9 protein-coding genes are annotated in these 12551 nt (G+C 73.0%); 5 read left to right on the top strand and 4 right to left on the bottom strand.

The genetic code is table 11. The features are described 5' to 3' along the window. Nucleotides 1-46: 46 nt before the first annotated feature. From ilvA to GA0070216_RS20235, 3 genes are all read right to left on the bottom strand, one after another. Complete coding sequence (ilvA, locus tag GA0070216_RS20245; protein WP_091248612.1) at nt 47-1267, bottom strand: threonine ammonia-lyase; 1221 nt, start codon at nt 1265-1267, stop codon at nt 47-49. A gap of 162 nt (nt 1268-1429) precedes the next feature. Continuing rightward, nucleotides 1430-2839: an amidase gene (locus tag GA0070216_RS20240; RefSeq protein ID WP_091248256.1), complete on the bottom strand. Its 1410-nt coding sequence runs from the start codon at nt 2837-2839 to the stop codon at nt 1430-1432. Between the two features lie 18 nt (nt 2840-2857). Next, complete coding sequence (locus GA0070216_RS20235; RefSeq protein WP_091248253.1) at nt 2858-3997, bottom strand: cystathionine gamma-synthase; 1140 nt, start codon at nt 3995-3997, stop codon at nt 2858-2860. A 134-nt stretch (nt 3998-4131) separates the two neighbouring features. Here GA0070216_RS20235 and GA0070216_RS20230 point away from each other — a divergent pair, with 134 nt between their 5' ends. From GA0070216_RS20230 to GA0070216_RS20210, 5 genes are all read left to right on the top strand, one after another. Beyond that, a complete protein-coding gene (locus GA0070216_RS20230) occupies nt 4132-4548 on the top strand; it encodes an HIT family protein (RefSeq protein ID WP_091248252.1) in 417 nt (138 codons plus the stop codon). Between the two features lie 207 nt (nt 4549-4755). Further along, nucleotides 4756-5418: a peptide-methionine (S)-S-oxide reductase MsrA gene (gene msrA, locus GA0070216_RS20225; RefSeq protein ID WP_091248250.1), complete on the top strand. Its 663-nt coding sequence runs from the start codon at nt 4756-4758 to the stop codon at nt 5416-5418. A 233-nt stretch (nt 5419-5651) separates the two neighbouring features. Then, entirely contained in the window at nt 5652-7442 is a 1791-nt protein-coding gene (locus tag GA0070216_RS20220) for an N-acetylglutaminylglutamine amidotransferase (protein WP_091248247.1), read from the top strand. A 2-nt stretch (nt 7443-7444) separates the two neighbouring features. Beyond that, nucleotides 7445-9271 (top strand): N-acetylglutaminylglutamine synthetase, encoded by a 1827-nt coding sequence (gene ngg / locus GA0070216_RS20215; protein WP_091248243.1) that lies wholly within the window; start codon nt 7445-7447, stop codon nt 9269-9271. After that, nucleotides 9268-10443 carry an osmoprotectant NAGGN system M42 family peptidase gene (locus GA0070216_RS20210; protein ID WP_091248240.1) on the top strand — a complete coding sequence of 392 codons (1176 nt, stop codon included), beginning with the start codon at nt 9268-9270 and terminating at the stop codon, nt 10441-10443. The genes ngg and GA0070216_RS20210 overlap by 4 nt, the downstream gene beginning before the upstream one ends. A 135-nt stretch (nt 10444-10578) precedes the next feature. Here the strand turns inward: GA0070216_RS20210 and GA0070216_RS20205 are convergent, their stop codons facing one another. Further along, the gene (locus tag GA0070216_RS20205) at nt 10579-12297 is read right to left on the bottom strand and encodes an alpha/beta hydrolase domain-containing protein (protein ID WP_091248237.1); all 1719 of its coding nucleotides are present in this window, start codon (nt 12295-12297) and stop codon (nt 10579-10581) included. Nucleotides 12298-12551: the final 254 nt, after the last annotated feature.

Raw genomic sequence — 12551 nt, 5'->3', positions numbered from 1 at the left:
ACGACACCCCATCCCGTACGCACCGGGGCGTGGCATCCGCCGGATGTCACGCCTCGGCCGTGAAGACCACCTGGTAGCCGCTGGCCCGCAGGGCGCTGATCAGGGTGTCGGAATGCTCGACACCCCGGGTCTCCACCGACAGGGCCACCTCCACCTCACCGAGCCGCAGGTGCGGATTGGCCCGCTGGTGCTCCACGTCGACCACGTTCGCCCGGTGCCCGGCGATCTCGGTGAGCAGCGAGGCGAGCTGACCCGGCCGGTCCGAGCAGCGCACGGTGACCCGCAGGTAGCGGCCGGCGGCGGCGAGACCGTGTTCGATCACCCGCATCATCAGCAACGGATCGATGTTGCCGCCGGACAGCACCGCCACCGTCGGGGTGCTCACCTGCACGACGCCGGCCAGCAGCGCGGCCACCCCGACCGCTCCGGCCGGCTCGACCACCTGCTTGCCCCGCTCCAACAGCATCAGCAGCGCCCGCGAGATGTCCTCCTCGGTGACGGTGACCATCTCGTCGACCAGTTTGCGGACGTGGTGGAAGGTGATCTCCCCCGGCCGGCCGACCGCGATGCCGTCGGCGATCGTCGCGAACGCCGGCAGCCGGACCGGTTCCCCGGCGGCCAGCGAGGGCGGGAAGGCGGCGGCGCTGGCCGCCTGCACGCCGATGATCCGCACGTCGGGGCGCAGCGCCTTCGCGGCCACCGCCATGCCGGAGATCAGGCCGCCGCCACCGACCCCGGTGATGATCGTCCTCACCTCGGGGCACTGTTCGAGGATCTCCAGGGCGACCGTGCCCTGGCCGGCGATCACGTCCGGGTGGTCGAACGGGTGGATGAACACCGCGCCGGTGCGCTCCGCGAAGGTCTGCGCGGCCACCAACGACTCGTCGACGGTGTTGCCGATCAGCTCGATCCGGGCGCCGTACCCCTTGGTGGCGGCCACCTTCGGCAGCGGCGCGTTCACCGGCATGAAGACGGTGGCGTGGGTGCCGACCAGGCCGGCGGCGAGCGCCACCCCCTGGGCGTGGTTGCCGGCACTGGCCGCGACCACGCCCCGGTCCCGCTCCTGCGCCGACAGCCGGGAGATCCGCACGTACGCGCCGCGCACCTTGTAGGAGCCGGCGCGCTGCAGGTTCTCGCACTTGAGCCAGACCGGTCCGGCCAGCGTCGCGCTCAGCGGCCGGGAGGGCTCCAGCGGGGTGGTCCGGGTGACCCCGGCGAGCAGTTCCCGGGCGGCCCGTACGTCGGCGAGGTCGACCAGTTCCGTCATGCCCCGATCGTGCCACCCGATCCGGGTCGCACCGACGGCGACGCCACCGGCCACCAGCAGCGACGACCCGCTCACCGACCGGGGCGGCCCACCCGCGCCGGCCGGCGGACGACCCGGGCCGGCGGACCCGACCGGCGGACCGACGGGCCGGCGGCGGGCGGGTCAGGCGACGGCCGGGGAGCCCGTGTCGACCCGGGGGTAGCCGGGGGCGTGCCGGGTCCACGGGGCCTGCATCTCGAACTGCCCGGCGATGCCGAGCAGCAGCAGCTCCGAGCCGGGCGGGCCGACCAGCTGCGCGGCGACCGGCAGGCCGTCCGGCCGGCGACCCACCGGCACCACGATCGACGGCAGGCCCGCGACGTTCCACGGCGCGGCGAACGGGGCGTACCGGATGTTGGTCTTCATGTTCGCCAGCCAGGACCGGCCGGACCAGGCGGTGGCCTCCGGCGGCGGCCCGGCCAGCGCCGGGGTGAGCAGCAGGTCGACCGCGTGGTCGGTGAAGAAGCCGATGGAGCGTTCCCGCCAGGCGGCCCGGTCGGCCTCCCGCACGTACCCCCGGCGTTGGGCCCACTCCCCCAGCGCGACATGGCGGCGGCTGCGCCGTTGCAGGCCGCGCCGGTCGATGCCGGCGGCCCGCACGTCCGCCGCGGCGGCGGCGAACCAGGTGGCGATGCCCTGGAGGCCGAGCGCGGTCGGATAGACCGGGTCGGCGGGTACGGTGTCGTGCCCCGCGGCGGCGAGCAGCCGACCGGCGGCGGCCACCGCGTCCCGGTTGGGCGCATCCGGGGAGACGCCGCGCACCGGCGAGCGCAGCGACACGCCGACCCGCAGCCGGGACGGTGGGACCAGCGTGTCCGGGCGACGCCCGGCCAGCACCTGGAAACCGACGGCGGCATCGGCGACCGTGGTGGTGAGCATGCCGTGCTCGGTCAGCCCGAACCAGTCCTCCGCACCGAGCTGGCACGGGACCACGCCCCGGCCCGGCTTGAGCCCGACCAGGCCGCAGCAGGCCGCCGGGATGCGGATCGACCCGAGCCCGTCGTTGCCGTGCGCGATCGGCACCAGGCCGGCCGCGACCGCGGCGGCGGCCCCACCCGAGGACCCCCCGGGGGTACGCCGGACGTCCCACGGGTTGCGGGTGACGGCGGACGCGTCGTCGGTGATCGCCCAGAGCCCCAGTTCCGGCATCCGGGTCACCCCGAGGATCACCGCGCCCGCGCCACGCAACCGCCGCACCACCTCGTGGTCGGCCTCCGCCACGGGGGTACGCGCCGCGGCCGAACCGTTCCAGGTGGGCAGCCCGGCGACCGGGGTGTTCTCCTTGACCGCGACCGGCACCCCGGCGAGCGGGAGGTTCGCCAGGTCCTCCTGCTCGTCGACCTTCTCCGCCTCGGTGATCGCCTCCCCGCCGCGTACCGCACGGAACGCGGCGAGGTCGGCGTCGACCCGGCCGATGTGGTCGAGGTGGTCGGCGACGACCTGGGTGGCGGAGACGTCGCCCCGGCGTACGCCCCGGGCGATCTGCTTGGCGGTCGCCCCCACCCAGGTCGGCATGATGTCCTGCACGGCCACCTTCTCCCCAGCCCGCGGTCAGCCCAGCGCCTGCTCCAGATCGGCGAGCAGGTCGTCGACCGTCTCGATGCCGACAGACAGTCGCACGAGATCGCCGGGAACTTCAAGCGGCGAGCCGGCAGCACTTGCGTGTGTCATCCGACCCGGGTGCTCGATCAGGGATTCCACCCCGCCGAGCGACTCGGCGAGGACGAACAGCCGGGCCCGGTTGCAGATCTGCACGGCGTGCTCCTCGCCACCGGCGGCCCGGAAGGAGATCATGCCGCCGAACCGGCGCATCTGCTTGGCGGCCACCTCGTGCCCGGGGTGCGACGGCAGGCCCGGATAGATCACCTGGGCCACCTTGGCGTGCCCGTCGAGGAAGGCGGCGATCCGCTCGGCGTTGTCGCAGTGCCGGTCCATCCGTACCCCGAGGGTCTTGATGCCGCGCAGGGTGAGCCAGGCGTCGAACGGCCCGTTGATCGCGCCCATCGCGTTCTGGTGGTAGCGCAGTTCGTCGCCGAGCGCCGTGTCCGCGACGACCAGCGCGCCGCCGACCACGTCGGAGTGCCCGCCGACGTACTTGGTGGTGGAGTGCACCACCACGTCCGCGCCGTGCGCAAGCGGCTGCTGCAGGTACGGCGAGGCGAAGGTGTTGTCGACCGCCAGCAGCGCGCCCGCGTCGTGCGCGACCGCGGCCAGGGTGGCGATGTCGGCGATGCCGAGCAGCGGGTTGGTCGGCGTCTCCACCCAGACGATCTTCGTGTCGGGGCGGATCGCCGCCCGGACCGCGTCGATGTCGGAGACCTTCGCCGGGGTGTACGTCAGCCCCCAGCGCTCGGCGACCCGGGCGAACAGCCGGTACGTGCCGCCGTACGCGTCGTCGGGGATCACCACGTGGTCGCCGGGCCGGCAGACGGCCCGCAGCAGGGTGTCCTCGGCGGCCAGGCCGCTGGCGAAGGCGAGGCCGACCCGGCCACCCTCCAGCGCGGCCAGGCACTCCTGGAGCGCGTCCCGGGTGGGGTTGCCGGAGCGGCTGTACTCGTAGCCCTGCCGGGGCGCGCCGACGGCGTCCTGGGCGTACGTGCTGGTCTGGTAGATCGGTGGGATCACCGCGCCGGTCCGGGCCTCCGGGTCCTGGCCGGCGTGGATGGCGAGCGTCTCGAAGCCGTGACTCATCCCGCAGACGTTAGTCCGCCGCACCCACCGGCCGGACGGAACCCGCACCTGCCGTAGACGATCAGTCGAGGCGGGGCGCGGGGGCGACGTGCGGGGTGCCAGCGGGCGCGTGGGTCCGGCAGTAGGCTGCGCCGATGGGTGGGTGTGTGTTCTGCGGGATCGTGGGCGGGGAGGTGCCGGCGTTCCGGGTGGCCGACGAGCCGGACGGGGTGGCGTTCCTGGACACCCGGCCGGTCTTCAAGGGGCACGTCCTGGTGGTGCCCCGGGACCATCTGGTCACCCTGACCGACCTGCCGGCGGCGGCCCTGCCCGGCTACTTCGGGCTGGTGCAGCGCCTGGCGGTGGCCGTGGAGTCCGGCCTGGGGTCCGGTGGGACGTTCGTGGCGATGAACAACAAGGTGTCCCAGTCGGTGGCCCACCTGCACACCCACGTGGTGCCGAGGACGAAGGGCGACGGCCTGCGCGGCTTCTTCTGGCCGCGCACCCGCTACGCCGACGACACCGAGGCCGACTCCTACGCCACCCGCATCACCACCGCCCTCCCCTCCTGACCCCTGCCCCGGCCCCGGCCATCGAATCTTGGCGGGTTCCGGCCCCCAGAGGGGCCGTTTCTTTCCACGATCGGCCGGCATCCGGGGTGCCGGCCGGAGACGGGGCGACATTAGGGGGCCGCAGCGGGCGAGAGGCGGGGCTCAGTGGGTAAGGAAGCCGGGCCCGCCGGTGTTGCATGCGGGGAGAGGTACGAGAGGAGTTCCACCGTGTTCCTTCGCCGCATGAAGGCCGAGATGATCAGCCCCGACCAGGCCCTGCCCGGCCGCCCGATCGCGATGCCGATCGGGGACCGGCACGAGGTGCTGCCGTCGTCGCTGAAGGGCCCGTTCCCGGAGGGTGCCCAGGTCGCCGTCTTCGGCATGGGCTGCTTCTGGGGCGCCGAGCGGCTGTTCTGGACCCTGCCGGGGGTGCTGACCACGTCGGCCGGTTACGCGGGCGGCTACAGCGCCAACCCGACCTACGAGGAGGTGTGTTCGGGGATGACCGGGCACGCCGAGGTGGTTCAGGTGGTCTACGACCCCGCCGTGATCAGCTACGAGGACCTGCTCAAGGTGTTCTGGGAGAACCACGACCCGACCCAGGGCATGCGTCAGGGCAACGACGTCGGCAGCCAGTACCGCTCGACGATCTACACCACCAGCGACGCGCAGCTGGCCACCGCGCAGGCGTCCCGGGACGCGTTCGCGCCGATCGTGGCGCGGGCCGGCAAGGGTGAGATCACCACCGAGATCGCCCCGCTGGGCGACTACTTCTTCGCCGAGGACTATCACCAGCAATATCTGGCCCCGACGAAGAACCCGAACGGGTACTGCAACCACGGACCGAACGGGCTGAGCTGCCCGGTCGGGGTGGCCCGTACCGCCGGCTGAGCGGCCGGCCCCGAACCCGGCCGCCGGGCGACCCGCCCAGCGGCGTTGACCGGGCCTGCGGTGTTTGTCACATCGCGGGCCCGGCCCGGTCCGGGCATCGGTCGCCCCGGGGGCAGGAAGCTCGACTCACGCGGCAACGTCACGGTGAGTGGCGCACATACTAGCAATCCCGTAACACGGCCGACATCAGCTCAACAGGCGAAGTGCAACAACCTCTGGCAGCATTGGCTGGCATGTGCGGACTTGCGGGAGAGTTCCGGCGTGACGGTTCCCGGGCCGATGTGTCAGCGGTGGAACGCATGGCGGCCACGATGAGTGACCGGGGGCCCGACGACAGCGGAGTGTGGTCACAGGGGGCCACCGCCCTCGGGCACCGCCGCTTGAAGATCATCGACCTCTCCGCCGCCAGCGGACAACCGATCGTCGACCCGGCCGCCGGGCTCACCGGCGTGTTCAACGGCTGCATCTACAACTACCGCGAGCTGCGCCAGGAGTTGCAGGCCAAGGGGCACCGCTTCTTCTCCTCCGGCGACAGCGAGGTGGTGGTCAAGGCGTACGCCGAGTGGGGGCTCGACTTCGTCGACCACCTGATCGGCATGTTCGCCGTCGCGATCACCGAGCGGGACACCGGCCGGCTGGTGCTGGCCCGGGACCGGCTCGGCATCAAGCCGCTCTACCTGGCCGAGACGCCGGGCGTGGTGCGGTTCGCCAGCACCCTGCCCGCCCTGCTGGCCGGTGGCGGGATCGACACCTCCATCGACCCGGTGGCGCTGTCGCACTACCTCAGCTTCCACAGCATCGTGCCGCCGCCGCGCACCATCCTGCGCGGCGTCGCCAAGCTCCCCCCGGCCACCGTCCGGGTCTACGAGCCGGACGGCCGCACCCACGAGCGGGTCTACTGGGACCCGTCCTTCACCCGGGACGCGTCGCGCGCCGACTGGTCGGCCCGCGACTGGGAGGACGCCCTGCTGGAGTCGCTGACCACCGCGGTACGCCGCCGGATGGTCGCCGACGTCCCGGTGGGCGTGCTGCTCTCCGGCGGCCTGGACTCCAGCCTGGTGGTGGCGCTGCTGGCCGGCGAGGGGCAGACCCGCTCCGGGCTGTCCACCTTCTCCATCGGCTTCGACGCCGTCGGCGGCCGCGAGGGCGACGAGTTCGTCTACTCCGACCTGGTGGCGAAGACCTTCGGCACCGACCACCACCAGCTCAAGGTGGCCGCCGGTGACCTGGTGCCACCGCTGGAGGCGGCGGTGGCCGCGATGAGCGAGCCGATGGTCAGCCACGACTGCGTCGCCTTCTACCTGCTCAGCCAGGAGGTGTCCAAGCACGTCAAGGTGGTCCAGTCCGGCCAGGGCGCGGACGAGATCCTCGGTGGCTACCACTGGTACCCGCCGCTGGCCGGCATCGACCGGGAGCAGGCGCTCGACACGTACGCGAAGGCGTTCTTCGACCGGGACGCGGCCGGACTGGCCCGGGTGCTCCACCCGGCGTGGCTGGCCGACGGCGATCCGGCGCGCGAGTTCGTGGCCGCCCACCTGGGCCGGGCCGGGGCGCAGACCGCCGTCGACGCCGGCCTGCGGATCGACACCCAGATCATGCTCACCGACGACCCGGTGAAGCGGGTCGACAACATGACCATGGCGCACGGCCTGGAGGCCCGGGTGCCGTTCCTCGACCACGAGTTCGTGGAGCTGGCGGCGGGCTGCCCGCCCGAGCTGAAGCTGGCCCAGGGCGGCAAGGGCGTGCTCAAGGAGATCGGCCGCCGGGTCCTGCCGCACGAGGTGATCGACCGCCCCAAGGGCTACTTCCCGGTGCCCGGCCTGACCCATCTGGAGGGCAAGCTCCTCGGCCGGGTCCGTGACGCGCTCGGCGCGCCGCAGGCCCGCCGCCGCGACCTGTTCCGTGCCGACTACGTCAATGCGCTGCTCGCCGACCCGAACGCCGAACTGACCCCGTTGAACGGAAACAAACTGTGGCAACTGGGACTTCTGGAAATGTGGCTCCAGAGCCACGGAATCGACTGACCGTGAACGAGACCCTCGCGACCGGCACGGCCCGTACCGACCGGGAGCGGGTGCTCGGCCGTCGCCGGGAACGGACCGGACCCGGCGGCGACCCGATGGCCCCGGACGCCCCGGAGCCGCGACAGCGCCCCACCGGGCCGGCCGACGTGGTGCTCGACTGCGGCTGGGGGCGGCTGGTGTTCGGCCAGACCTTCGCCGAGCAGGTCGCGGTGGCCTATGTGCTGCGGTCCGAGGCGGCCGGTGCCCGGGACATCTGCATCTACCTGCGCGACCCGCACCTGCTGGTGTCCCGGCTCCCCGACGAGTTGTTCATCGACCCGTCGCTGACCTACCGGTTGCCGCTGGGCGCGCACCGGCCCGCCGCCACCGAGCGCACCGAGATCCCCGGGCTGACCGTCCGGCCGCTGCGCGACGCCGACGACGCGGACGCGGTGAACCGGATCTACGCCCGCAACGGCATGGTCACCGCGCCGGTGGAGGTGCTGGTCGACAACGCCGGCACGGACCGGTTCCTGCACCTGGTGGCCGAGGCGAGCACCGGGGAGATCGTCGGCACCATCACCGGCGTCGACCACGTGGCGGTCTTCGGCGACCGGGAGAACGGCGCGAGCCTCTGGTGTCTGACCGTGGACTTCAACACCGCGCCGCCCGGCACCGGTCAGGCCCTGCTCACCGAGCTGGCCGACCGGCTGGACGAGCGGGGACGCGCCTTCGTCGACCTGTCGGTGCTCGCCGAGAACTCCGGCGCGATCCGGCTCTATGAGCGGCTGGGCTTCCACCGCACCGGCACACTGTGTGTCAAGCGGAAGAACCCGATCAACCAGCGGCTCTTCCTGCCGGCTGCCCCGGCGGGGTACGCCCAGCTCAACCCGTACGCGAGAATCGTCGCCGACGAGGCGATGCGGCGCGGCATCCGGGTGGAGGTCACCGACCCGCACTGGGGTGAACTGCGGTTGACCAACGGCGGCCGGACGATCGTCACCCGCGAGTCGCTGTCCGAGCTGACCTCGGCGGTGGCGATGAGCCGCTGCGACGACAAGCGGGTCACCCGGCGCATCCTCACCGAGGCGGGCCTGTCGGTGCCGCGCGGCCGGACCGCCACCGGGGAGCCAGACGACCTGGCCTTCCTCACCGAGGTCGGCCCGGTGGTGGTCAAGCCGGCCCGGGGCGAGCAGGGCAACGGGATCACCGTCGGGGTGCGGACCGCCGAGGCGCTGGCGACCGCCGTCGAGCTGGCCCGCCGGTTCTGCCCCGACGTGCTGATCGAGGAGCTGCGCGCGGGCGAGGACCTGCGGGTGATCGTCATCGACCACGAGGTGGTGGCCGCCGCCGTACGTCGACCGGCGCAGATCACCGGCGACGGGGTGCACGGCATCACCGAGCTGATCGCGCGGCAGAGCCGGCGACGGGCCGCCGCCACCGGGGGTGAGTCCCGCATCCCGGTCGACGAGATGACCCGCGAGGTGGTGGCCGAGGCCGGGCACCGGATGGACGACGTACTGCCCGAGGGACAGGTGCTGGCGGTGCGCCGGACGGCGAACCTCCACACCGGTGGCACAATCCACGACGTGACGGCCGAACTGCACCCGACGATCGCCACCGCCTGCGTGGCGGCGACCCGGGCCCTGGACATCCCGGTGACCGGGCTGGACCTGCTGGTCCCCGCCCCCGACCAGCCCGAGCACGTGTTCATCGAGGCGAACGAGCGGCCGGGGCTGGCCAACCACGAGCCCCAGCCGACCGCCGAGCGCTTCGTGGACCTGCTCTTTCCGGGCACCCGTGCCCCGCAGCGTCTCTGGAGCCCGGCCGGGCCCGGAGGGGTCGCGTGAGCCTCAAGCCCCTGGAGATCGACCTGGACTACCTGCGCCAGGTGCTGGTGGAGCTACTGGACATCCCGAGCCCGTCGGGGCGGACCGACCACGTGCAGCAGTACGTCGGGGAGCGCCTCTCCGCGCTCGGCATCCCGTCCACGCTGACCCGGCGGGGGGCGCTCAGCGCCTGCCTGCCCGGCCCCCGGCAGACCGGTGCGGACCGGGCCATCGTGGTGCACACCGACACCATCGGCGGCATGGTCAAGCGGCTCAAGGAGAACGGCCGGCTGGAGCTGAAGACCATCGGCACCCACTCGGCCCGGTTCGCCGAGGGCGCGCACGTCCGGATCTTCACCGACGACCTGGACCGGGTGATCACCGGCCAGGTGCTGCCGTTGAAGGCCAGCGGGCACCGCTACAACGACGACGTCGACCTCCAGGGCGTCGGCTGGGAGCACGTCGAGGTACGCGTCGACGAGCCGGTCGAGGACATCGCCGGGCTGCGGGCGCTCGGCATCGACGCGGGCGACTTCGTGGCGTTCCTGCCGAACCCGATGGTCACCCCGTCCGGTTACGTGAAGTCCCGGCACCTGGACGACAAGGCCGGGGTGGCGGCGGTGCTGACCGCGTTGAAGGCGGTGGTGGACGCCGGCATCACCCCCACGGTCACCGCCCACCTGCTGGTTACCGTCACCGAGGAGATCGGCCACGGGGCCAGCCACGGCCTGGACCCGGACGTCGCCGAGATCGTCTCGGTGGACGCGGCGGTGGTCGCCCCCGGCCAGCAGTCCCGGGAGGACGCGGCGACCCTGGCGATGGGTGACGGGGTCGGCCCGTTCGACTACCACCTGACCCGCAACCTGGCCGCCATCGCCCGGGAGCACGGGGTGGACCTGGTCCGCGACGTCTTCGACTACTACCGCTCGGATGTCGCGGCGGCGGTCGAGGCGGGCGCACACGCCCGGGTGGCGCTGCTCGGCTTCGGGGTGGACGCCACCCACGGCCACGAGCGCACCCACCTGGAAGGGCTGCGCCACCTGGCCCAGTTGCTCTGCCTCTATCTCCAGAGCGACCTGGTCTTTCCCGAGTGGGACGCCGAGCCGGAGGGCGACCTGGCCGACTTCCCGTCCCTGGCGGTGCAGCCGGCAGGCGGGGACGGCCCCCGCGAGGGCCCGATCGGCATCGACTGACCGGCTCCGCACCGCGTCACCGTCGGTCGGCTGGACGCCGTCGTGACGGTGTCACCGGTGAGCGGCGGGTACGACGTGTCCCGTCGTACCCGCCGCTCACCGAGCGCGTCGGTCACTCACCGCCGGCCGGCCGGGTCACCGGCTGCGGCGTTCCGCCGCGTCGAGCAGGGCGATCAGCGCCCCGGTGACCCGCAGCACCGCGTCCCGGGCGCCCGGGTCACCGGTGATCCGCAGCTGCGCCCGGTCGGCCAACTGTCCCAGCAGTTCACTCGCCCGGGCCGCGTTCCCGGCGGTGCCGGCCTGCTCGGCCCGGTGCAGCCGGTCCTCCAGCCGGGCCGCCACGTACTCGGTGATCCGGCCGGCGGCGACGTACTCCGCGATGAGGTACCGCAGGTCGGAGTACCAGGCGGGGTCGCGGGTGAACGACGCGGGAAGGTAACCGGCGTCGGCGGCGGCGAGCGTCGCCGCGACGGCGGCGTCCACGTACGACCCGACGGTCGGGTAGCGGGTGGCGAGTTGCGCGTCGGTCAACGGCACCGAACTGCCGTCGAGGAAGCAGAAGCCCGGGCCGCTGTTGCTGCCGCTGTTGATCCGCAGCGGCACCTGGTGCTGGGCGAGCCGGATGCCACCGAGGGCGAGCCCGAGGTCGTCCCGGGCGATGGCCGGCGGGGTCGTCGTGGTCGTCTGGATCTGTGGGGCGGTCGGCGGGGTCACACCGTGGGCGACCCAGGCGACGGTGTGGTCGTACACCGCGTTCTGCACCATGTGCTGCGGGACGCGCGACAGCGAGGGCAGCGTGCAGGTCTGCGGCTCGCCCGGGTAGCCACCGGGGTAGCTGCCGATGTCCCGCTTGCGTAGCGGCCCGTAGTCGGTGATCAGCTTCCAGTCGCCGTGCGAGGCGCCGGCGACCTCCCAGGACCGCAGGACGGGCGAGTCGGCCTGGGCCCGGGCCGCTGCGGGCAGGATGCCGCTGGCCACGTCCCCCTCCGAGTTGATCCGGAACACCGGCGTCGCCAGGTCGGTGCGCAGCACCCCGCCGCCGCCGTGCAGGACGACCGCGTCGAGGACGTTGGCCGACGGCTGGACGCCGTTGTAGTAGCTCGCGAGCCGGCCGGCGGACTGCGAGTGGCCGGTGGCGATCACGTACTGCGGGGCGGGCAGCTTGCCCAGCGGGTCGACCCCGGTCGGGTTGCGGACCGCCTTCACCGCCTGGCTGAAGATGTCGTACGAGAGGCTGTCGTCGGTGACCGTGCCGCCCACGGTGACGTCCAGCGGGCCGTAGCGGGTCGGGCTCCACGCCTTGAGACCGGTGGCGGAGTGCAGCCCGGCCCGCTGGGCGGAGACCCCGACCCAGGCGTAGCCCGAGCGGATCAGGTGCTCGTGCGACTGGAACCAGTCGACCTCCTGGTCCCACTGGTTGCTGACGTTGTTCCACTCGGCGATCACGGTGCCGTTGAACTTCTTGGTGTTGGCCGGCCGCCGGACCACCAGCCGGGTGCCGTACGGCTGGTCGGTGCCGAGGACCGTCGCGTTCTGGGTGCCCGGCACCGCGTACCGGGTGGCGGTGCCGAAGAGGAAGAACTCCTCCTCGACGTAGCCGGCGGCGGCCAGCTCGACGTCGGTGGCGAGGAACGGATAGCCGTGGCCGGGGTCGCCGACCGGGGTGGTCCGGGCGATCGGCCCGGCGACCACCGGGTTCGCCACTGTCGCGCCGGCGGCGGTGGACGGCTGCGGCGTGGCCGGCGGGGCGGCGCCGGCCGGTGGGACCGGGCCGGCGGCGACGGCCAGCGCACCGACCAGACCGAGGGTGAAGGATCGTCGGGTGTTCCTGCGGGTGGTGGACGAAACAGGCACGGTTCACCTCACGGGGGGAGCGACCGAGGGGACGGCTCGGGCGGGCAGCGGCGGGAGGTGGCCGCTGTGGGGCAGAGAGTAATGCTCACTTCAAGCGAAAGATAGGCCAGATGAGCACGAACTTTCGCTTCGTTGAACAAAAGTCACCGGGCGGCGACCCTCCCCCGCCGGCATGACGCCGTCTGCGGTATCTCGCGAAAAATCACTACCGGCACCCCGGGGGCAGTAGGTAGCGTGGCGGTACACGGGAAAGG

The organism is Micromonospora matsumotoense (assembly GCF_900091525.1).
GTDB lineage: Bacteria > Actinomycetota > Actinomycetes > Mycobacteriales > Micromonosporaceae > Micromonospora > Micromonospora matsumotoensis.
This window is presented reverse-complemented; position numbering and strand designations above follow the sequence as displayed.

Coding starts and splice junctions, on each gene's coding strand:
- ilvA (WP_091248612.1), bottom strand. CDS start 1,267: ATGACGGAACTGGTCGACCTCGCCGACGTACGGGCCGCCCGGGAACTG.
- GA0070216_RS20235 (WP_091248253.1), bottom strand. CDS start 3,997: ATGAGTCACGGCTTCGAGACGCTCGCCATCCACGCCGGCCAGGACCCG.
- GA0070216_RS20230 (WP_091248252.1), top strand. CDS start 4,132: ATGGGTGGGTGTGTGTTCTGCGGGATCGTGGGCGGGGAGGTGCCGGCG.
- GA0070216_RS20220 (WP_091248247.1), top strand. CDS start 5,652: ATGTGCGGACTTGCGGGAGAGTTCCGGCGTGACGGTTCCCGGGCCGAT.